This window comes from Pseudomonas sp. UBA4194 (assembly GCF_002379585.1).
In the GTDB taxonomy this organism is placed as follows: domain Bacteria; phylum Pseudomonadota; class Gammaproteobacteria; order Pseudomonadales; family Pseudomonadaceae; genus Aquipseudomonas.
The window spans coordinates 1-21,020 of the sequence record NZ_DFUE01000014.1 but is presented as its reverse complement, the minus strand read 5'-3'; the positions used below and the strand labels follow the sequence as shown (position 1 = coordinate 21,020).

23 protein-coding genes are annotated in these 21,020 nt (G+C 64.1%); 12 read left to right on the top strand and 11 right to left on the bottom strand.

Annotated features, from left to right (window positions below; translation table 11 throughout):
- Positions 1-88: 88 nt before the first annotated feature.
- Positions 89-412, top strand: coding sequence for a transcriptional regulator SutA (gene sutA / locus B3397_RS03185; RefSeq protein WP_296247246.1), 324 nt, complete (start codon positions 89-91; stop codon positions 410-412).
- Positions 413-529: 117 nt separating this feature from the next.
- Here the strand turns inward: sutA and B3397_RS03180 are convergent, their stop codons facing one another.
- From B3397_RS03180 to lptM, 6 genes are read right to left on the bottom strand one after another with little or no spacing between them, the layout of a single operon-like run.
- Positions 530-1,225 (bottom strand): HAD family hydrolase, encoded by a 696-nt coding sequence (locus B3397_RS03180; RefSeq protein ID WP_296247245.1) that lies wholly within the window; start codon positions 1,223-1,225, stop codon positions 530-532.
- A complete protein-coding gene (gene xerC, locus B3397_RS03175) occupies positions 1,222-2,118 on the bottom strand; it encodes a tyrosine recombinase XerC (RefSeq protein ID WP_296247244.1) in 897 nt (298 codons plus the stop codon). Before xerC ends, B3397_RS03180 begins: the two co-directional genes overlap by 4 nt.
- Before the next feature lie 2 nt (positions 2,119-2,120).
- Positions 2,121-2,849 (bottom strand): DUF484 family protein, encoded by a 729-nt coding sequence (locus B3397_RS03170; protein ID WP_296247243.1) that lies wholly within the window; start codon positions 2,847-2,849, stop codon positions 2,121-2,123.
- Positions 2,850-2,862: 13 nt separating this feature from the next.
- Positions 2,863-3,693, bottom strand: a complete 831-nt coding sequence (dapF, locus tag B3397_RS03165) for a diaminopimelate epimerase (protein WP_296247241.1) — start codon at positions 3,691-3,693, stop codon at positions 2,863-2,865.
- Positions 3,694-3,697: 4 nt separating this feature from the next.
- Positions 3,698-4,945, bottom strand: a complete 1,248-nt coding sequence (gene lysA, locus B3397_RS03160; RefSeq protein WP_296247238.1) for a diaminopimelate decarboxylase — start codon at positions 4,943-4,945, stop codon at positions 3,698-3,700.
- Between the two features lie 9 nt (positions 4,946-4,954).
- Complete coding sequence (lptM, locus tag B3397_RS03155; RefSeq protein ID WP_296247236.1) at positions 4,955-5,104, bottom strand: LPS translocon maturation chaperone LptM; 150 nt, start codon at positions 5,102-5,104, stop codon at positions 4,955-4,957.
- A gap of 288 nt (positions 5,105-5,392) precedes the next feature.
- On the opposite strand from lptM, the gene cyaY reads away from it, so the two are divergent.
- Both cyaY and B3397_RS03145 read left to right on the top strand, forming a co-directional pair.
- Complete coding sequence (gene cyaY, locus B3397_RS03150; protein ID WP_296247234.1) at positions 5,393-5,719, top strand: iron donor protein CyaY; 327 nt, start codon at positions 5,393-5,395, stop codon at positions 5,717-5,719.
- Between the two features lie 2 nt (positions 5,720-5,721).
- Positions 5,722-5,943, top strand: coding sequence for a DUF1289 domain-containing protein (locus B3397_RS03145; protein ID WP_296247232.1), 222 nt, complete (start codon positions 5,722-5,724; stop codon positions 5,941-5,943).
- 264 nt (positions 5,944-6,207) lie between these two features.
- On the opposite strand, the gene B3397_RS03140 is transcribed toward B3397_RS03145, so the two are convergent.
- From B3397_RS03140 to argH, 4 genes are all read right to left on the bottom strand, one after another.
- Positions 6,208-9,015 carry a class I adenylate cyclase gene (locus tag B3397_RS03140; RefSeq protein ID WP_296247230.1) on the bottom strand — a complete coding sequence of 936 codons (2,808 nt, stop codon included), beginning with the start codon at positions 9,013-9,015 and terminating at the stop codon, positions 6,208-6,210.
- A 173-nt stretch (positions 9,016-9,188) separates the two neighbouring features.
- Positions 9,189-9,437: a TIGR02647 family protein gene (locus B3397_RS03135; protein ID WP_296247228.1), complete on the bottom strand. Its 249-nt coding sequence runs from the start codon at positions 9,435-9,437 to the stop codon at positions 9,189-9,191.
- A gap of 127 nt (positions 9,438-9,564) precedes the next feature.
- A complete protein-coding gene (locus tag B3397_RS03130) occupies positions 9,565-9,846 on the bottom strand; it encodes a hypothetical protein (RefSeq protein ID WP_296247226.1) in 282 nt (93 codons plus the stop codon).
- A 142-nt stretch (positions 9,847-9,988) separates the two neighbouring features.
- The gene (gene argH, locus B3397_RS03125) at positions 9,989-11,383 is read right to left on the bottom strand and encodes an argininosuccinate lyase (protein WP_296247225.1); all 1,395 of its coding nucleotides are present in this window, start codon (positions 11,381-11,383) and stop codon (positions 9,989-9,991) included.
- A 267-nt stretch (positions 11,384-11,650) separates the two neighbouring features.
- Here argH and B3397_RS03120 point away from each other — a divergent pair, with 267 nt between their 5' ends.
- From B3397_RS03120 to rsd, 8 genes are all read left to right on the top strand, one after another.
- Positions 11,651-12,718: a sensor histidine kinase gene (locus B3397_RS03120; RefSeq protein ID WP_296247223.1), complete on the top strand. Its 1,068-nt coding sequence runs from the start codon at positions 11,651-11,653 to the stop codon at positions 12,716-12,718.
- Positions 12,715-13,461, top strand: a complete 747-nt coding sequence (locus B3397_RS03115) for a LytR/AlgR family response regulator transcription factor (RefSeq protein WP_296247221.1) — start codon at positions 12,715-12,717, stop codon at positions 13,459-13,461. The genes B3397_RS03120 and B3397_RS03115 overlap by 4 nt, the downstream gene beginning before the upstream one ends.
- 161 nt (positions 13,462-13,622) lie before the next feature.
- Positions 13,623-14,564 (top strand): hydroxymethylbilane synthase, encoded by a 942-nt coding sequence (gene hemC / locus B3397_RS03110; RefSeq protein WP_296247218.1) that lies wholly within the window; start codon positions 13,623-13,625, stop codon positions 14,562-14,564.
- On the top strand, positions 14,561-15,319 hold the full coding sequence (locus B3397_RS03105; RefSeq protein WP_296247216.1) for a uroporphyrinogen-III synthase: 759 nt from the start codon (positions 14,561-14,563) through the stop codon (positions 15,317-15,319). Before hemC ends, B3397_RS03105 begins: the two co-directional genes overlap by 4 nt.
- 49 nt (positions 15,320-15,368) lie before the next feature.
- Positions 15,369-16,505 carry a uroporphyrinogen-III C-methyltransferase gene (locus B3397_RS03100; protein ID WP_296247213.1) on the top strand — a complete coding sequence of 379 codons (1,137 nt, stop codon included), beginning with the start codon at positions 15,369-15,371 and terminating at the stop codon, positions 16,503-16,505.
- Positions 16,502-17,758, top strand: coding sequence for a heme biosynthesis HemY N-terminal domain-containing protein (locus B3397_RS03095; RefSeq protein ID WP_296247211.1), 1,257 nt, complete (start codon positions 16,502-16,504; stop codon positions 17,756-17,758). Before B3397_RS03100 ends, B3397_RS03095 begins: the two co-directional genes overlap by 4 nt.
- A gap of 59 nt (positions 17,759-17,817) precedes the next feature.
- Positions 17,818-18,312, top strand: coding sequence for a disulfide bond formation protein B (locus tag B3397_RS03090; protein ID WP_296247209.1), 495 nt, complete (start codon positions 17,818-17,820; stop codon positions 18,310-18,312).
- A 245-nt stretch (positions 18,313-18,557) separates the two neighbouring features.
- Positions 18,558-19,031, top strand: coding sequence for a sigma D regulator (gene rsd / locus B3397_RS03085; RefSeq protein ID WP_296247208.1), 474 nt, complete (start codon positions 18,558-18,560; stop codon positions 19,029-19,031).
- Positions 19,032-19,146: 115 nt separating this feature from the next.
- Here rsd and B3397_RS03080 read toward each other — a convergent pair whose 3' ends face one another.
- Positions 19,147-19,812, bottom strand: coding sequence for an FKBP-type peptidyl-prolyl cis-trans isomerase (locus B3397_RS03080; RefSeq protein WP_296247206.1), 666 nt, complete (start codon positions 19,810-19,812; stop codon positions 19,147-19,149).
- A 241-nt stretch (positions 19,813-20,053) separates the two neighbouring features.
- Between B3397_RS03080 and B3397_RS03075 the strand changes: the two genes are divergently transcribed.
- Positions 20,054-21,020, top strand: a 967-nt coding sequence (locus B3397_RS03075) for an AlgP family protein (protein ID WP_296247204.1), incomplete at its 3' end; no start/stop codon positions are given.

Below are 21,020 nucleotides of genomic sequence, written 5' to 3'. Positions count from 1 at the left end.
CAGTGGATGTGAATTTTTTCCGGCAACCGTCGACAGAAGGTAAAGCTGGGCTATAAATAATCTGCTTTCGCAAGTCATGAGGTAGAACATGAGCGACGATGATCTGGAAAACGACGACCTCGAAGTAGGCGACGAAGACGATACCGAGGAAACCCTCGAGGCCGCAGCCGAAGACGTGGCTGAAGACGACGGTGGCGATACGCCGGCGCCGGCTGCCAAGGGCAAGGCCAAGGCCGCAGTGTCGGTAGACGAGCTGCCGAGTATCGAAGCCAAGAACAAGGAGCGCGATGCGCTCGCCCGGGCCATGGAAGAATTCCTGGCGCGCGGTGGCAAGGTGCAGGAAGTGGAGCCCAATGTGGTGGCCGATCCGCCCAAGAAGCCGGACAACAAGTACGGCAGCCGGCCTATCTGAGGCTGAGGATGTTTGATGCTGCATGAAAAAAAGCCCGCGGTCGCTGCGGGCTTTTTTGTGGGTGGGTGTCTGGGGATGGGGGGACCCATCAACGCCTCGAGCCTTCAAAGCCCATCCTCAACCCCACCCGCGCACCACGTCAGCCACCTCCACCAAGCTTCCCACCTCCGCATCCGGCCGGCCATCAGCAGCCCAGGCCTTGCCCTGAGGGTTGTACCAAATGGCTCGCATCCCGGCGCGTTGGGCCCCGGCGATGTCGTCCCCTGGATGGTCGCCGATGTGCACCGAGTTCGAAGGCGTGGCCTCGCCCAGGCGCATGGCTTCCTGGAACGGCCGCGGATCGGGCTTGCCCACGCCCAGGTCTTCGGCGCACAGCGCAAAGCGGAAGAAATCCGCCAGACCCAGCCGGCGCACATCGGCGTTGCCATTGGTGACCACGCCCAGGGTGTAGTGCTGGCGGAGCAGTTCCAGGGCGGGCTGCACCTCGGGGAATATTTCGATCTGATGGCGAGCATGCAAGAACGCTTCAAAGCCCTCGTCCGCCAGAGCCCCGGCCTCGGTCTCGGCATAACCGGCGTCCTGCAAGGCATGAAACAGCACCCGTCGGCGCAGTGCGCTGATGCGGTGCTTGAGCTGCGGCTCGGCCTCGACCAGACGTTTGCGGATCTCGAACAGGTGCTCCACCGGCACCGCCCCCAACCGTGGTGCATGCTCGCTCAGCCAGTCGCGCAGGATGGCCTCGGCGCTGACGATCACTGGCCCGGTGTCCCACAGGGTGTCGTCGAGGTCGAAGGTGATCAGCTTGATGCTCATGAGTCGCCGCCTTTGCGTTTGGCCCGTGGATGGGCACTGTCATAGACACTGGCCAGGTGCTGGAAATCCAGATGGGTGTAGATCTGCGTGGTGGCGATATCGGCGTGGCCGAGCATCTCCTGCACCGCGCGCAGGTCCTGGGAAGACTCCAGCAGATGGCTGGCGAACGAGTGCCGCAGCATGTGCGGGTGCAGGTTCTGCCCCAGCTCCCGTTCACCGGCGGCCTTGACCCTGACCTGAATCGCCCGCGGCCCGAGGCGCCGGCCCTGCTGGCTGACGAACACAGCGTCATCGATCGGGTTGCTCATGCCGCGCAGGGCCAGCCATTGCTCCAGCGCGGCACGGGCCTTGCGGCCCACCGGCAAGACGCGGGTCTTGCTGCCCTTGCCGTGTACCTGGACCAGGCCGTCGGCCAGGTCCAGTTGTTCCAGGTTCAGGCTGGTCAGCTCGGACAGGCGCAGGCCCGAGGAGTAGAACAGTTCCAGAATCGCCTGATCGCGATGGGCCAGAAAGTCGTCTTCCACCGCACCTTCGAGTAGCTGCAGGGCACGGTCGGTGTCCAGGGTCTTGGGCAAGCGTCGCTCGCCTTTGGGTGCGGCCAGGCCGTTGGCCGGGTCATGGCTGCAGATGCCTTCACGGTTCAGATAGCGGTAAAGGCCGCGGACCGCCGAGAGCAGGCGCGCGAGGCTGCGCGACGACTGGCCTTGCTGATGCAGGCGTGCCACCAGCCGCCGCAGCTGCTGGATGGTCAGCGCGTCCCAGCTGGCCAGCTGTTCCTTCTCGCAGAACCCCACCACCTTGAGCAAGTCCCGGCGATAGGCGTCCAGGGTGTGGGCAGACACCTGACGCTCACTGCGCAGGTGCGTGCAGTAGGCCTCCAGGCGCTCGCGCATGCTCAGCGTACCGAGCGCAGGGCACTGGTGAAACGGGGCAGCACACGCCCCAGCACTTCGGCGATGTAGTTGAGGAACAAGGTGCCCACCGTGCTCTTGTAATGTTGCGGGTCGCGGCTGCCGATGGCCAGTACGCCTTGCAGGCCGTGGTGATCCAACGGCACCAGCGCGGTGGAACCGACCTCAGACGCCTGGTCGGCACCGAACAGGAACGCCAGCTCGTGCTCGCGCAGGGCGCCGCTGACCGACTTGCCCGCCGAGAGCAGCCCACCGATGGCCTGCTGAGCCTCGGCCAGCGTGACGCTGCGGCCCACGGGCGCGGGGATGTCGCTGAACAGGATCAGGCTGACGAAGGGCACCTGGAATTCCTGGCGCAGGCTGTCTTCCACGGTGATCACCACATCCTCGAGGGAGGGCGAGTCGAGCAGGGACAGGATCAGGCGGCGGGTCTTCTCGAACAAGCGGTCGTTGTCCCGGGCCACGTCCATCAGTTGCGACAGACGATGACGCATCTCGATGTTGCGCTCGCGCAGCAGCTTCATCTGCCGCTCCACCAGTGACACGGTGTCGCCGCGCTGGTGGGGCAGGCGCAAGGTGGTCAGCAGCTCCTCGTGCTCTTCGAAGAAGCCGGGGTTGGCCGTGAGAAAGTCGGCAATGGCGGCAGCCTCGAGCGCGGGCGCCTGGCCCTCCGAGGCGGGCGCTTGCGCGGGTACTTGAGGCTTATCGGTCATTGTGTGTGCTCACTCATAGACGAACCTGTCCTTCGAATACCCTGACGGCGGGGCCGGTCATGATCACCGAGTGGCCGGGCCCGGCCCATTCGATGGACAGACGCCCGCCGGGCAGGTCGAGCAACAGGGGCGAATCCATCCAGCCCTGACTGATGGCCGCCACCGCCGCGGCGCAGGCGCCGGTACCGCAGGCCTGGGTTTCCCCGGCGCCGCGTTCCCACACGCGCAATTGCGCGCGCTGGCGATCGACCACATGCAGGAAACCGACGTTGACCCGCGCCGGGAAGCGCGGATGGTGCTCGATCTTCGGCCCCAGGTCGTGCACCGGCGCATTGTTGATGTCGTCGACGCGCAGCACGGCATGGGGGTTGCCCATGGACACGGCCGCCAGTTGCACGGTCCGGCCGTCGACGTCCAGCGAATAGCTCAGGGCTTGGGCATCGGCCTGGAACGGGATGTCCGCCGGCACCAGCCGCGGCGCGCCCATGTCGACGCTGATCTGGCCGTCGTTGCGCACGTCCAGGGTGATGATGCCGCCCTTGGTTTCCACGCGAATGGTTTTCTTCGCCGTCAGGCGCTTGTCCAGCACGAAGCGGGCAAAGCAGCGTGCACCGTTGCCGCACTGCTCCACTTCCGAGCCATCGGAATTGAAGATACGGTAGCGAAAGTCCACCTCGGGGTTGCTCGGCGCTTCCACGATCAGCAGTTGATCGAAGCCGATACCGGTATTGCGGTCACCCCATTGCTTGGCGTGCTTGGGCAGAATGTGTGCATGTTGGCTGACCAGGTCCAGGACCATGAAGTCGTTGCCCAGGCCATGCATCTTGGTAAAACGCAGCAGCATGGGGTTACTCCGGCAACAGGCTTTCGCCAGCGAACAGCTCGGCCACGGTTTCGCGGCGGCGCACTTCGAACGCCTGGTCACCGTCGACCAGGATTTCGGCGCAGCGGCCACGGGTGTTGTAGTTCGAGCTCATGACGAAACCATAGGCACCGGCCGAGTGCACCGCGAGCAGATCGCCCTCGGCCAGCACCAGGGCACGATCCTTGGCAAGGAAGTCGCCGGTTTCGCAGATCGGACCGACGATGTCGTACGGGCGCGGTTCACCTTCCCGAGGCTTGACCGGGCTGACGTCCATCCAGGCCTGGTACAGGGCCGGGCGGATCAGGTCGTTCATGGCAGCGTCGACGATGGCGAAGTCCTTGTGCTCGGTGTGCTTGAGGTACTCGACCTGGGTCAGCAGCACGCCGGCGTTGGCAACGATGAAGCGGCCCGGTTCGAATACCAGGGTCAGGTCGCGGCCTTCCAGGCGCTGACGCACGGCCTGGATGTAGTCGGCGGCCAGCGGCGGCTGTTCGTCGCGGTAGCGCACGCCGAGGCCTCCGCCCAGATCGATGTGCTGCAGGTAGATGCCGCAATCGCCGAGTCGATCGACCAGGTCCAGCAGGCGGTCCAGGGCATCGAGGAACGGCGGCAGGCTGGTGAGCTGCGAGCCGATGTGGCAGTCCACGCCGACGACTTCCAGGTTCGGCAACTGGGCAGCGCGCACGTAGACGTCTTCGGCGGCGGCGATATCGATGCCGAACTTGTTCTCTTTCAGGCCCGTGGAAATATACGGGTGAGTGCCTGCATCGACGTCCGGGTTGACCCGTAGCGACACCGGGGCGCGAACGCCCAGCTCGGCGGCCACCTGTTGCAGGCGCTCCAGCTCATCGGTGGACTCGACGTTGAAGCAGTGCACGCCCACTTCCAGCGCCCGGCGCATGTCGGCGCGGGTCTTGCCAACGCCGGAAAAGACCACGCGGTCGGCGCGGCCACCTGCGGCCAGAACCCGTTCCAGTTCGCCACCGGACACGATGTCGAAACCGGCGCCCAGGCGCGCCAGCACATTGAGCACGGCCAGGTTGGAGTTGGCTTTGACAGCGAAGCAGACCAGGCTCGAGGTGCCTTGCAGGGCATCGGCGTAGGCGCGGTACTGGGCTTCGATATGGGCCCTGGAATAGACGTAGGTCGGCGTGCCGAAGCGCTGGGCAATGGCCGACAACGCTACGCCTTCGGCGAACAGCTCACCGTCGCGGCGTTGAAAAGCGTCCATGGTGTTCCCTTAGTAGTGCTTGTGCGGTTGCGACGACTTGGCTTGGTCTTCGGGCGATTTGCTGTCATCGGGCAGGTACAGCGGGCCCTTTTGACCACAGGCGGAAACCAGGCAGGCAACGGCGACAAGCGCGGCCAGGGACGTGATCAGGCGCTTCATGGCGAAATCCTTTGTATAAGCAGTAATTGCGCCCGAGTATACCCAGCCCCCGGCATGGTGGCTATGCGGGGCGGCCGGGTGGCGGTGGCGCCCTCATCGCGGGTAGAACCTGCTCGCACAGGGTTCGCGGCGCCCTGGGGCGAATATCCATGGTGGGAGCGGTTGTACCCGCGAGGGGGCAGCAAACACACCACCGATCCAGATGGGTGCGTTATTCTTTGCATTCGTCGCGCGCTGCTCGTATCTTGCCGCCCGTAGCGCGCACAGACACTTTTCGAGGTTCCAGCAATGAGTTTGACCGAAGCCCGCTTTCACGACCTGGTCGATGCCACCCAACAGGCGTTGGAAGAGCTGCTCGAGGACCATGCCGACGATATCGAGATCGCCGCCGGCATGATGACCATCAAATTCGACAATGGCAGCCAGCTCATCATCAGCCGCCAGGAACCCCTGCGCCAGCTGTGGCTGGCGGCGCGCTCCGGTGGCTATCATTTCGACTACGACGAAGAGTCGGGCAAGTGGCGCTGCGAGAAGTCCGATGAGCTGTTGGGCGAAGTGCTGCAGACTGCGGTCAAGGCGCAGGCCGGCGTCGAACTGGACTTCGAAGAGATCTGACCGTGACCCAACCCGCCCCCCGCCCGCCCAAGCCGCTCTACAGCAACGTCAGCAGCGCCGTGCAATCGCCTTGCGTAAGCCTGTGCAAGCTCGATGAGGAGCGGGTCTGCGTGGGCTGCTTCCGCCATGTGGAAGACATCCGCGAGTGGCGCTCGGCCGACGACGACCGCCGCCGCGAAATCATCGCCCAAGCCGCCGCCCGCAAAGCCGTAACAGCGGCGTAAGCCGCGTCAGCCCACACCGTGCACCTCATGCCCACCGCGGCGCCGCCCTGCCAAGCCCCCTGTAGCAGCGGCGTAAGCCGCGTCAGCCCACACCGCTCACCTCGGGCCGACCGCGGTGGCCCTGAACGCGGCTTACGCCGCTGCTACGGTCCTGCGGGTCGTGCCGCCGCGACGGTGCCGTGCCGAGTATCCTGTAGCAGCGGCGTAAGCCGCGTCAGCCAACACCGCGCACCTCAGGCCGGCCGTGGCGGCTTTGGACGCGGCTTACGCCGCTGCTACGGCGGCGGCGAGGGCGTCTTCGAGGTCGGATTTGTGGCGGAGGTAGACCTGAGTGGACGCTTGCGTCGGGCCCAGGTCCAGATCGGTGATATAGCACCGGTAACGCTGTTGCTGGTGGCGCCTGCCGATGATGTGCGCGGCAACGGCGGCGTACAGCTGGTCACCGTATTCCAGCGTCGAAAACTCCTTCTGATCACAGTACAACGTTGCGCCCTGATGCCCAACGATCGCCTGGACAGCAAAGAAGCCCCGATCCAGCCCACTGGCCGGCGCCGTCCAGGGTTGCACTCTTCGAGCTGGCCCCGTCCCGGCAGGCGTGATCTGGTAATACAGCACCTGCACCGGCGGTTGCTCAGGCTGCAAGGCTTCGCGCCGATGCAGGATCGAATCCAGAAAACGCTGCAACGGCAGCAGCAGGCTCTGCTCATCGTGGAACGGCAGGCGCCGCTGCCACAACGCATTGAACTCGTCGAGCACGTACACCTGGGCCCAGTCGCCCTGCTGACGGAAAAACACCTGCACACAGTCAGGCTGCCCCTGCGCCAGCAGCAGGCTCAATTCATGCTCCTGCAGGGCAAAGTCGTCCAGCTGCAGCGGGCTGTAGCGACTGCGCTCACGGCTCAGCACCGCAGTCAGCGCGGCCAAACTGTCGGCGGACGCGTGGCTGATCTCCCCGCGAGTCAGCTCCAGCACGTGGTAACGCTGCTGCACCTGCAGCACGAAGCGATAGCCCAGACCCAGCTGCAGCAGTCGCTGGGCCTCGAGCAGCAGCGCCTCCACGCGCTGCGCGATGGCGGCGGCGCGGTTATGGCAAAAACAGCGCACCCGCAACCGCGGCGCCGGCGCGTTGGCCGGCAGTGAGCGCAGCACCGCCAGCATGCAGTCGAGCAGGGCGTTGTCCCCGGCGTACCGAGCCACCGACACCTCGTTCCAGCTGTTCAGCGTGACTTGATCGAGGGTCAGCACCAGGTTCTCGCGAACCCCGGCATAGCTCAGCGAATCCGTGCGCTGGGTGGTCATGTGGATGTTCAGATCGCGGTGGTGCTTGAGCGGATCGATGCCGACATTCACCGTCAGCAACACTTCGCACGGCCGGCTAGGGCGCAGCAGCACCTCATCGGCCACCGGCTGCAGAGGCAACGCAATGCTTTGCTGAAGACTGGTCAGCAGGTTGAACAGCTCGGATTCGCTCACGTCGCTGGTGCCCGGGTACAGAGCGATGCGGGTACTGCTGTCGATCACGCCATTGCGATGGCTCCAGGCAAGCAGCTCGAGCAGTTCGTGGCAGCGCTTGAGTGGCGCAAAATGCTCCCACTCCTGAACGCCCAGGTTGCCGGTGTACAGGCTCCAGTGGCACTTGCCTGGCGCGCGGCGGTTGGGTGCCTGCACCAAAGTCACGGTGTCTTCGGCCAGGTCCGAGGCGATCCCCGGGTTGATGAACTCGATCTTGCCAGCCGTGCGCTCGAACGCGGCATACAGGCGCCGACCGAGAATGTTGAGGTCGCGCCGAGTGATCAGGCTGCCGCCTTGCTGACCTTTGGCGAATTGGTTGAGGAAGCGGTAGCTGTGGTTCAGCTCGCTGACCAGATCGCGACGTTCGCTGAGCACCTGGCGCACCTTCCACTGGCTGCGGCTGTCGAGCAGCGCCAGCTGCCGGGCATCCCAGCCCCATTGGGCCGCCAGTCGGGCCAACAGTTGCCGCTGCCAGCCCAGCGCACGGAAGCGCGGCAGACCGGTCAGGCGCTTGTTCACCTTCAAGTACAGGCTGCGGCGCACCAGTTCCAGGCGCTGAAGCTCGTTGCGCGCCAGCAGGTACTCCTCGATACGCCGATAGACCATGATGTACGGGTCCAGCTCGTCGAGGTCCAGCTGGTTGGCGAATACCGCACGCTTGTAGCGCAGGCTCAGGCATTCCACCTGTGGATGCTCGCTGGCGTAGACCTCGGTCAGCAGCAGCTTGAGCACCGATTTGTAGGGTGACTCGATGCCTTTGTACAGCTGCCAGAGACCGGCGCCGACGTACTCGCCGGCAGGGATATGGGCGAGGTGGCCGAGATCGACGCAGTCGTCGCCGCGAATGAAGCGCTTGTGCAGCAAGGTACCGGTGTACTGGTCGTAGCGGGCTTCTTCGTAGACCGGTACCAGCCACCACATCGGCGTACGCCCGGCCAGCCAGAGCGCGGTGCGGTAGAACTCGTCGAGCAGCAGATAGTGCTGGGTGGTACCGCAGTCTTCCGAACTAAGCTGGGCGTCACGCTCACCGCGCACGAAGCGCTGCGGATCGATCAGAAAGAAATGCGCTTCGGCACCCTGAGTGTCGGCCCAGGCCTCCAGCAAGGCGCATTTGCGCCGCAGCTCGTCCAGTTCTTGGGCACTGAGATCGGGCGCGTGACAGACCCACACGTCCAGGTCGCTTTGTTCAGCCTGGGCCAGGGTGCCCAGACTGCCCATCAGAAACAGGCCCTGAATCGGCCGTGGTGGGTTGCCGTGGCGAGCCTTGTAGGCGAAGGAGCGGGTCAGGCGCTGCACTTCGGCCAAGGTTTCAGGGTCGGGCTGGTAATGGGCGATGCCCGCCGGGGTGGCGCTGGACACGTAGCCGGGCAGGGAAGGGTGGTTGACGTGAAAGAACAACGGCAACAGCTTCAGCACCAACTGCTGACGGCTCGACAGCCCTTCATGAGCACGGGCCAGCCTGGCCTGATTGAGCTTGAGAAAACGCGCACGCAGCTGCGCCAGGACCTTGCGATCGATACCTTCGTCCAGATCGGGGCGAATTTCTTGGGTGCGGGTCATGGGGCGGCGGTGGGTCTTGGCGCAGGGGATCGTTGAGCGGGTTATCGGCGGGTTTGGGGGAAGGTTGAGGGGATCAGGTGAATGGGCAGGGACCATGAGGTGGCGGGCTTTCCTGCAGCAGCGGCATGCAGCCGCGCAAAGCCCCTCACGATCCCCCTGTCATACCACACTGATCAGGCCGGCTCGGCAACCGTGAGAATGGTCAGCAGTGACTGCGCATGTTCGGCAGCCTCGTGGCCCAGGCTGGTCAGATAACCACCGTCGGCTTTGGTGATCAATTCTTTCTCGTACAGGCGAGTGGCGGCGTCAATCGCGGCCGGGGCGGCGGTGTGGTGGATTTTCAAACCTTCCATGGTGTTGCCGAGGTTGAACAGGGCAAGGATTTCCAGTTCGGCAACCAGCTCGGGGGTATAGGACGACATAGGCGCTCCGGACTTTCTTATGGAATGAACGACCGCGCCAGGTGGACGCCGGTCGTAATGACCCCGACGTGATGGGCAGCGGGGTTTTTCCAGTGTAGTCAGGGGGCGCCGAATGCGCCTGCAAGGCTCAGTTTTTTTCCGGTGGCAGCTCGGGCAACGCACGCAGAGCGGTTTCATACCACTGGGTGTCGAAGGCACGATCCTCTTCGAGAATGGCGTCGATCTCGATGGCCAGCACGTGAGCCATCAGGTTGAGGATGTCCTCGCGCTCGTAGCCCACCAGTGTCAGCTTGTTGAAGGTGGCCTTGGCGGCGGGCGGGTTGTCGCTCTCGATCTGGTTCTCGATGGCCTGGATCAGGGTGGCTTCGGTGAATTCTTCTTCGTCGTTGTCGATGGGGGTGTCGGTCATGATTGAGTCTCGGTAGGGATCGGAAAATGACGGTGTGGGCCATCGCGGGTAGAACCCGCTCCCACAGGAGGTCTTCAGGGTTCTGAAGAGCCCCCCTGTGGGAGCGGGTTCTGCCCGCGATAAGGTCAGGCCTGCCAGGCGCTCAGCGAGCGGCCAGCAACGCCGTGCCGCGGATCACGGCGGCCTTCACCTGCGCTGGCGCGGTACCGCCGATATGGTCGCGTGCGTTCACCGAGCCTTCCAGGGTCAGCACTTCGAACACGTCCTGCTCGATCTGATCGCTGAACCGGCGCAGTTCCTCCAGGCTCATTTCCGCCAGGTCCTTGCCGGTATCCACGCCGTACTTCACCGCGTGGCCGACGATCTCGTGGCAATCGCGGAACGGCAGGCCACGGCGCACCAGGTAGTCAGCCAGGTCGGTCGCAGTGGAGAAACCGCGCAGCGCCGCTTCGCGCATCATGGCGTGCTTGGGCTTGATGGCCGGGATCATGTCAGCGAAGGCGCGCAACGAGTCACGCAGGGTATCGGCGGCGTCGAACAGCGGCTCCTTGTCTTCCTGGTTGTCCTTGTTGTAGGCCAGCGGCTGGCCCTTCATCAAGGTCAGCAGGCCCATCAGTGCACCGAACACCCGGCCGCTCTTGCCGCGCACCAGCTCCGGCACGTCAGGGTTCTTCTTCTGGGGCATGATCGAGCTGCCGGTGCAGAAGCGGTCGGGCAGGTCGATGAACTGGAACTGGGCGCTGGTCCACAGCACCAGCTCTTCGGAGAAGCGCGACAGGTGCATCATCGCCAGGCTCGCCGCTGCGCAGAATTCGATGGCGAAGTCACGGTCCGAAACGCCGTCCAGGGAGTTGCCGCTCACTGCCTCGAAGCCGAGCAACTCGCAGGTCAGTTCACGGTCGATCGGGTAGGTGGTGCCGGCCAGTGCAGCGCTGCCCAGGGGCATGCGGTTGGTGCGCTTGCGGCAGTCGACCAGGCGCTCGTAGTCGCGACCGAGCATCTCGAACCAGGCCAGCAGGTGGTGGCCGAAGGTGACCGGCTGGGCAGTCTGCAGGTGGGTGAAGCCGGGCATGATGGTGCTTGCTTCGCGCTCGGCCTGTTCCAGCAGACCCTGCTGCAGGCGGGTGATTTCGCCCAGGATCAGATCGATTTCGTCGCGCAGCCAGAGGCGGATGTCGGTGGCCACCTGGTCGTTGCGGCTACGGCCGGTGTGCAGTTTCTTGCCGGTGATGCCGATGCGGTCGGTCAGGCGTGCTTCGATGTTCATGTGCACGTCTTCGAGGTCCACGCGCCATTCGAACTGGCCCGCTTCGATTTCCTTCTCGATGGTGCGCAGGCCGTCGACGATGGTGTCGCGCTCGGCGTCGGTGAGCACGCCGACCTTGGCCAGCATGGTAGCGTGGGCGATCGAGCCCATGATGTCGTGGCGGTAAAGGCGCTGGTCGAAATTGACCGAAGCGGTGAAGCGGGCGACGAAGGCGTCGACGGGTTCACTGAAGCGGCCGCCCCAGGACTGGTTGGTCTTGTCAGTGCTCATGAATTCGCTCGTGCAAGGCGTGAACGGGAAATTGGCACAATAATAACAAATGCGGCACGGGTCTGTGGGGCGCATGCTGGAGCGAGCATGTGTGTTGCCCGGTCTGGCCTCATCGCGGGTAGAACCCGCTCCCACACTGGATCGCCGCCTGCCAGATGATCTCCGGCCGAGCACAGATGACCTCCAGCCGAGCGCAGATCCCCTGTGGGAGCGGGTTCTACCCGCGATGAGGCCCTCCAGAACACCGCAAGACAACCAGGAAACCCCATGTTCAGAAAGCCGTCGAACACCCACTCGCCCGACTTCTTCCTGCCTGAACTTTGCCTGCCCCAGGCGCTGCTGGTGCTCATCGTGCTGGCCGAGTTGCTGGTGCTGGTATTGGTGCTGGCCGAGCCCATGCTGGCCGGGTTCAACTGGATGCGCCTGGCCCTGACCTCGTTGTTCGTACAGTGGATCGTGCTGTTGTCGGCAAGCATGCTGTGTAGCCTGCGCCCGTGGTTGGCGCGGCTGCATCCCGGAATGGCCGGCGGGCTGTGCTGCGCGCTGGTAGTGGCGCTGACACTGGCGTGCACCGCAATCGCCGACTATTACCAGTTGGGCGGGCAGCAAACGCCCGTGCTGGAGGTCAATCGCTATCTGCGCCATGCATTGATCAGCCTGATCATGTCGGCACTGCTGCTGCGTTACTTCTACCTCCAAAGCCAATGGCGCCGCCAGGAACAGGCCGAGTTGCAGTCGCGCATCCAGGCGTTGCAGGCGCGGATTCGGCCGCATTTTCTGTTCAACAGCCTGAACAGCATCGCCAGCCTGGTGGTCAGCGATCCGCACAAGGCCGAGCAGGCTGTGCTGGACCTCTCGGACCTGTTTCGTGCCAGCCTGGCCCAACCTCACAGCCTGGTGAAGTGGTGCGACGAACTCGCGCTGGCGAAACGATATTTATCGATTGAGCAATATCGGCTCGGCGAGCGTCTACAGTTGGACTGGAGGGTCGAAACAATTCCTGATGATTTGCCGATCCCGCAGCTAACCTTACAACCGTTGTTGGAAAATGCGCTGGTGCACGGTATCGCCCCACTGATCGAGGGCGGAGTGGTCAGCGTGGAGGCCGACTATCAAGGGGGAGAGTTCATATTGACCATCAGCAATCCCTATGACGAGGCCGCAGCAATGCGTATTTCGGGCGGTACTCAGCAGGCGTTGGCAAATATTGGTGCTCGACTTGCGGCACTTTTTGGCCCGCGCGCGAGTCTGAGCGTGAATCGCCGTGACGGTCGTCACTTCACTTGTCTACGTTATCCATGTGCGAGACTCACGCAGGAATCCAGCGCTATATGAATGTCCTGATCGTTGATGACGAACCCCTGGCCCGCGAGCGTCTGAGCCGATTGGTCGGCGAACTCGAGGGTTACCATGTGATCGAGCCCGGTGCCAGCAATGGCGAGGAGGCGCTGTCGATGATCGACAGCCAGAAGCCCGATGTGGTCTTGCTCGATATCCGAATGCCGGGCCTCGACGGCCTGCAGGTCGCCGCCCGGTTGTGCGAACGTGAGGCACCGCCCGCCGTGGTGTTCTGCACCGCCCATGACGAGTTCGCGCTGGATGCCTTTCAGGTCAGCGCGGTGGGCTATCTGGTCAAGCCGGTGCGACCCGAGCACCTGCTAGAGGCCCTGAAGAAGGCGGAAAAACCCAATCGCGTGCAGCTGGCGGCCCTGACCCGCCCGGCAGCGGAGGCCGGTACTGGCCCGCGCAGCCATATCAGCGCGCGTACCCGCAAGGGTATCGAACTGATTCCGCTGGATCAGGTGATCTACTTCATCGCCGATCACAAGTACGTGACCTTGCGCCACGAAGGCGGCGAGGTGCTCCTCGATGAGCCGCTCAAGGCCCTGGAAGACGAGTTTGGCGACCGCTTCGTGCGCATTCACCGTAATGCCCTGGTGGCCCGCGAACGCATCGAGCGTCTGCAGCGCACGCCCCTGGGGCACTTCCAGCTGTTCCTCAAGGGGCTCAATGGCGACGCGCTGATCGTCAGCCGCAGGCATGTGGCCGGCGTGCGCAAGATGATGCAGCAGCTGTAGCGGCCACCATTGGCCGGCCCCTCTCCCCAAGGGAGAGGGTGGGGGCGAGGACATCAGTGGTCACCCATTTCGCGGGTTGATGACCTCTGTCCGCCACCCCGGATACACCCATCAACCGCTACTGGTATCATCCCCCGTATCTCTTCACTACGGATTGATCCATGCCCACTCGCGAAATCCGCATCGCCACCCGCAAAAGCGCCCTTGCCCTGTGGCAGGCCGAATACGTCAAGACTCGCCTGGAACACGCGCATCCGGGACTGGTGGTGAGCCTGGTGCCGATGGTCAGCCGTGGCGATAAACTGCTCGACTCGCCTCTGTCGAAAATTGGCGGCAAAGGGCTTTTCGTCAAGGAACTGGAAACCGCGCTGCTGGAAAACCAGGCTGACATCGCCGTGCACTCGATGAAGGATGTGCCCATGGACTTCCCCGAAGGTCTGGGCCTGTACTGCATCTGCGAGCGCGAAGACCCGCGTGACGCCTTCGTTTCCAATACCTACCCAAGCCTTGAAGCCCTGCCGCCAGGCAGCATCGTCGGCACCTCCAGCCTGCGTCGCCAGGCCCAGTTGTTGGCCCGCCGTCCGGACCTGCAGATCCGCTTCCTGCGCGGCAACGTCAACACCCGCCTGGCCAAGCTGGATGCGGGCGAATACCACGCCATCATCCTGGCGGCCGCTGGGCTCATCCGACTGGGCTTCGAAGACCGCATCACGGCCGCCATCAGCGTCGACGACAGCCTGCCCGCCGGTGGCCAAGGTGCAGTGGGTATCGAATGCCGCACCGATGACAGTGAAATCCATGCGCTGCTGGGTCCCTTGCATCACCGCGACACCGAGTTGCGGGTCAGTGCCGAGCGCGCCTTGAACAAGCACCTCAACGGCGGCTGTCAGGTACCGATTGCCTGCTACGCGGTGCTCGAGGATGAACACATCTGGCTGCGCGGCCTGGTGGGCGATCCTGCCGGGACTCGTTTGCTCAACGCCCAGGCGCGCGCGCCATTGGCCGATGCCCAGCAGTTGGGTGTGCAGGTCGCCGAAGATCTGCTCAGCCAGGGCGCGGACGAAATCCTGCGCGCGGTCTACGGTGAGGCGGGCCATCCTTGAGGCAATGGCGTGTGCTGCTGACGCGCCCCGCGGATGACTGTCGGGCGTTGGCCGCAACTTTGGCAGAGCACCGGTTCTACGGCAGCTGCATGCCATTGCTGGCCATCGAACCACTGGCGCTGACTCCAGGCCAGCTCGCGATGCTGCGTCAGGCGCAGCGCTACAGCGCGGTGATTGTCGTCAGCAAACCCGCTGCCCGCCTGGCCATCGAACGACTGGCTGCCGAGGCGAACCAGGGCACCTGGTTCAGCGTTGGCGCCGCAACGGCTGCAGTCCTGCAAGAGCACGAGCTGAGCGTGACTTATCCTGAAACAGCCGACGACAGCGAAGCGCTGCTGAATCTGGCTCAATTGCACGCCGCCCTGCAAACACCCGAGCCCAGGGTGTTGATCATCCGGGGCGAAGGCGGTCGCGAGGCCCTGGCCGAGCACTTGCGTGCCCAGGGCGTCGCGGTCGACTATCTGCAGGTGTACCGTCGTCGCCTTCCCCAGTACCCTGCCGGCGCGCTGTGCGAACGCATTGTCTCGGAACGCTTGAACGGGCTGGTGGTCAGCAGTGGGCAGGGTTTGCAACACTTGCAGGAATTGGCGGGTGAGCAGTGGTCGACCTTGAGGTCCCTGCCGCTGTTCGTACCCAGCCCCCGTGTGGCCGAAATGGCTCGAGCTGCCGGGGCTCGAAATGTCGTGGATTGCCGTGGCGCCAGCGCCGCGGCGTTGCTGACGGCGTTGCGCGAGCACGCCGCACCCACACCGTAAGGTGTGATCGCCAACGAAGTGATCACACCCCTATGCAAAGGATGGACACGTGAGCGAAACAGCCTTGCCAAAAGACGAACCGCAAATCGCGCCTGAAGCGCCGTATCAACAGCCACCCAGCGCACCTGCGAAGAAAAGCGGTGGCGGTAACGGCCTGGCGATCATTGCCCTGCTGTTGGCGGCCGCGGGCCTGGCTGCTGCCGGCTGGGGCGTCTGGCAGGTACGCACGTTGACCGCTGGCCATCAGCAACAGTCCCGAGTCCTCGAAGGCCTGTCCACTCAGGCCATGACCCTGGAAAACAACGAGCGTCAGCTCAGCGCTGACCTGGCTCAGTTGCCCGATGCCAACGAGCTGGAAGAGCGGCGCCGTCTGGTCGCGCAGTTGCAGGGCGATCAACAGCGCCTGAGTCAGCGCCTGGAGACGGTACTGGGTGCCAGCCGCAAGGACTGGCGTCTGGCCGAAGCCGAGCATCTGCTGCGCCTGGCCAGCCTGCGGCTGTCGGCCTTGCAGGATGTCACCAGCGCCAAGGCGCTGGTTCAAGGCGCCGATGAAATCCTGCGTGAGCAGGACGATCCGCAGGCTTTCGCCGCCCGCGAACAATTGACCCGCAGCCTCGCTTCTCTCGAAGGCACCGCACAGCCGGACCGCACCGGGCTGTTTCTGCAACTGGCGGCGCTGCGTGAGCAGACCGTACAGCTCACCGCCCTGGCGCCCGAGTTCGAGACCTCGGGCACGGCCGTGCGAGCGGCAGCCAGCGATACGCAAAGCCGCTGGCGTGAGTGGTGGGCAAAGATCTCCAGCTTCTTTCGCGTCGACTTCAATCCTGATGACAACATTCGCCCATTGCTCGCTGGCCAAGGACTGAACCAGGTGCGTCTGGCCCTCAGCCTCGCTCTGGAGCAGGCGCAATGGGCTGCGCTCAACGGCCAGGGCAAGGTCTACACCCAGGCGCTTGACGATGCCCGCAGTATCCTGCTGGCAGGTTTCAACCAGGACAACGTACAAAGCCACGGCATGATCGAGCAGATCACCCGCCTCAAGGCCCAGCCCGTCTCGGTGACTACGCCTGACCTGGACGCCAGCCTCGACGCCGTGCAGGCCTACCTGCAACGTCGCCACACCCCGGTCGAGGGCTTGCAGAGCACGCCTGCGCAACAGCCGGGTGCTGGGGAGAGCACACCATGAAACGGTTCTACGTGATCCTGTTTCTGGTGATCGCCGCGATGGTCGGGCTGGGGGTGGCCGTGGCCAAACATCCAGGCTATGTGCTGATCGACTATCCCCACGTGTTCCGCTACGAGTCCGGTCTGTGGTCGACGTTGCTGGCGCTGCTGGTTCTGGCGCTGCTGGTGTTCGTGGTCTACCTGTTGGTCAGTGTGCTCGCCACGTCCGGTCGCGTGGTGAACCCGTGGTCGCGCCGTAACCGCAGCCGAAGAGTGCAGGCGGCCATCGAGCAGGGCCAGTTGGATCTGGCCGAAGGTCGTTGGGCCAGTGCGCAGAAACACCTGCAACGCGCCGCCGAGCATGAGCGTCAGCCGCTGCTGTACTACCTAGGCGCCGCCCGCGCCGCGAATGAATTGGGTCACTACGAAGCGTGCGATCAGTTGCTCGAACGCGCCCTTGAACGCCAGCCCAATGCCGAACTTGCCATTGCCTTGAGCCACGCGCAGTTGCAGATGGACCGAGGCGACAGCGACGGTGCGTTGCAAACGCTGGAAGTGATGCACGAACGCCATCCGCACAATGTCCAGGTGTTGCGCCAGTTGCAGCGGGCCCACCAGCAGCGGGGCGATTGGTCGGCAGTGGTGCGCCTGCTGCCTCAGTTGCGAAAGGACAAGGCCCTGCCGGCGGCCGAGCTGGCGGAACTGGAACGCCGCGCCTGGGGCGAGAACCTTAGCCTGGCTGCGCATGCCGAAAGCGACCCCGCAGGTTCGAGCGAGCAGGGCCTGGCCGCGCTCGAGCGCGCCTGGCAGCAGCTCAGTTCGGCGCAGCGTCAGGAGGCCGCGCTGGTACTGGCCTATGCCGAGCAGTTGCGTCAGCTGGGCGCGCATGCGGCCGCCGAGGAGGTGCTGCGTACGGCGCAGAAGCGTCAGTACGATACCCACCTGGCGCGCCTGTACGGACTGGTCAATGGCAGCGATCCGGCGCGTCAGTTGCAGACCGCAGAAGGCTGGCTCAAGCAGCACCCCGAAGACCCCGGCCTGTTGCTGACCCTGGGCCGGCTGTGCTTGCAGAATCGTCTGTGGGGCAAGGCCCGTGATTACCTGGAAACCAGTCTGCGCTTTCAGCGAAGCCCGGAAACCTGCGCCGAACTGGCGCGCCTGCTGGCGCAGCTGGGTGATACCGAACGCAGTAATCTGCTGTTCCAGGAAGGTTTGGGTCTGCTGGACGAACGTCTGCTCGCGGCACCGTTGCCGGCACTCGTGCGGGGTTCTTGAAAGCCATCACGAGTTTCACTACCGTGGCGGCCTGACCTCGCTGTTTTTCTGGAACCACCATGCTTCTGGCCCGCTCCCGCTCCCTCTACCTGCTGATCTCGCTGGCGTGTCTGGCGGTACTGGGAGCGGCGTTCTATCTGGAGTTCCAGGTGGGGCTGGAGCCCTGCTCGCTGTGCATCACGCAACGGGTGCTGCTGGGCGCCATAGCGCTGGTAGCGCTGGTGGTGGCGGCGCACTCGCCCGGCCGCATCGGCTGGCGAATCTATTCAGCGTTGGTGCTGACCACGGCGATTGCCGGCGGCCTGTCGGCGACGCGACAGATCTGGCTGCAATCGCAAGCGCCGATCCCCTCCCAGGGTTGCCATCCGGGTCTGCACTACATGATGCAGATCTGGTCGCCTAGCGAACTGTGGCACGCGTTGTTGCTCGGCACGCCCGAGTGCGCCCGTATCAATTGGACACTATTCGGTTTGAGCTTGCCCGAATGGAGCCTGCTGGCGTTCGCCGGACTGGCGCTGTTCGCCCTGAGTCAGCTGTTCGAGCGCCGTCGTTGAGCGCATCCGGGCAGTGCCGACATCGGCGTGAGTGAACAAAATCGGGGGTAATGTCGCGATCGTCGTGATTAAACACTTGTATGAACTTTGTCTGATGCGTACCTTGAAGCCATCGGCGCACGGGCATAATCTCCCTTGCACGCATTATCGAAATCCGTCGGCAACGCTGCCGGATTGGTCCAAGCCCCGCTCCACGTCGCATTGGAATGGGAAGCCGGGCATGACCCACAAGGGAAGCACTCATCATGTTGGAAAGTTGCCAGAATGCCCAGGAACGTTGGGGCGGAGTTCACCTGCTGATTGATCGTTGGTTGCAGGAACGCAATGAGCTGATCAAGGCATTCGATGCCCTGGGCGATACGCCCGAGGCATTGGTCAAGAATCGCAAGACCTTGCAGACATTCTGCGGCGTGCTGGTCGACTACACGTCGGCCGGGCATTTCGAGATCTACGAACAGCTGACCAACGAAGCCAAGGCATTCAATGACACGCGCGGACTGGAACTGGCCGAGACGATCTGGCCACGGATCGACGAGATCACCCAGAAAGCCCTGGACTTCAATGATTACTGCGACAAGGGCGACTGCTCTGACGCCGCGGTGATCCTGCAAAAGCGCGAGGAACTGGGCCGCCTGTTGCACGAGCGTTTCGAGCTGGAAGACTGCCTGATCGAAGTGCTGCATACGGCGCACAAGGAAGAGGCTGAAGCTCAGGTCTGATTCGGACCTCGGTTCTGGTGGTAAACGGTCCCTCACCCCAACCCTCTCCCAGGGCGACACAACGCCCGGGAGGGTTGGGGTCAGGGAACATCCAGCACAAGTCCTGCCCCCGGTATCACCCCCCAATCCCAACCAGTTCAATCTCGAACACCAGCGGCGTATACGGCGCTATCAGATCACCTGCGCCCTCGGCGCCATACGCCTTGTCCGAGGCAATCACCACTCGCCATTTCGCCCCCACTGGCATCTGCTGCAGCGCATCGCGCCAGCCCTCGATCACGCTGCCCAAACGAAACCATTGCGGCTGTGCACTCTGATCGAACACCGTCCCGTCCGGTAGCCGTCCGGTGTAGCGCACCTGCACCCGGCCATCCGCTGTGGGCCGCTGCCCAGTGCCGGCCTGCAGTTCAGTTGCCAGCACGCCTTCAGCCACTTCCCTGACCCCGGCACGGGCTCGCTCGTTGGCCATGAAACGACGCTCGGCCGCGAGCTTGCCGTCCACTTCGGAGGCGGGCGTCGCGGGGGTGGCCTGAGCTTCGTAATCAGCCAGAATCTGCCCGATGCGCTGTTCGCTGAGTGCCAGCGGTTGATCCTCATAAGCCTGCCTCAAGCCCTCCACCAGCGCGTCGAGCTGCAAGCCCGGAGCGTCCTGCCGCAGCCGCTCGCCCAGGCTGGCACCGATGCTGTAGGCCAGGTCGTGAGCGGGGTCGGCGGGCGGGGTAGGGGCGGCATGGATCGCCGGCACAGCCAGGCACAGTGACAACAACAGTTGGCGCGACATCGCAGGGCTCCGTGACTTCTAGGCACAGCGGTTGGCGATCAGGAGGCCAGCGCTGGATGCCGTGGGTAGCAGCGCACCAAGGCAACTGCGCAAAAGCGGTTCTACACTTGAACCGCTGTTTCCGAATAACAACATTTGCCCAGGCATGCAACAGGGCGGCGCGCAGGCTGTCAACATGCCCTAGCGGCGGTGCTGGCAGAGGTCTAGTATGAGCCGCAATCAATCAGCCAGGAGGTAACACATGTCGGCTACCAAGAAGCCAGTAAACACGCCGTTGCACTTGCTCCAACAGCTCTCGGGCAGCCTGCTCGAACATTTGGAAAGTGCCTGTTCCCAAGCACTGGCTGATGCAGAAAAGTTGCTCGCCAAGTTGGAAAAACAACGGGGCAAGGCTCAACAAAAGCTGCACAAATCGCGTACCAAGCTGCAAGACGCTGCCAGCGCTGGAAAGAACAAGGCCCAGGCCAAGGCCAAGTCGGCTATCGGCGAACTGGAAGAACTGCTCGACAGCCTGAAGGACCGTCAAGCCGAAACCCGCGCCTACATCGTGCAACTCAAGCGTGATGCCCAGGAAAGCCTGAAATTGGCGGCCGGTGTCGGTCGGGTGCAGGAAGCCGCCGGCAAGGCGCTGGATTCGCGTGCTGCGAAAGCCAAGGCCCCAGCCGCTGGCAAAACCTCGACTACCCCAGCTGCAACCTCCAAGGCACCTGCTGCCAAAGCTTCGACCGCCAAGCGTGTTGCCAAGCCTGCGGCCAAAGCCTCGGCAGCGGCCAAGCCCGTCGCCGCCAAGACGCCGGCCAAGCCTGCGCCGCGCGCAGCTGCGGCAAAAGCCGCCAGCACCACCACCGGCGCCAAGCCGGTTGCTGCTCGCGCTGCCGCCAAGCCTGCCGCCACGCGCGAGGCGGCCAAACCGGGAGCGGCCAAGTCTTCGGCTGCCAAGCCTGCGACCCGTACCGCCGCCAAGCCGGCCACTGCTGCGAAAGCTGCACCGGCCAAGTCTGCCGCCGCCAAGCCCGCCAAGCCCGCCACTGGCGCAACGACGCAGCCGGCCGCCGCGAAAACCGTTGCCGGCCAGGCACCCGCCAAGCCCGCCGCGAAAACCGTTGCCAAGCCTGCCGCCAAGGCGCCGCGCAAGCCAGCGGTGAAAAAGCCTGCTGCTGCGGCCAAGCCTGCTACCGCCGCGACCGGTTCCGCGCCAGCAGCGCCCC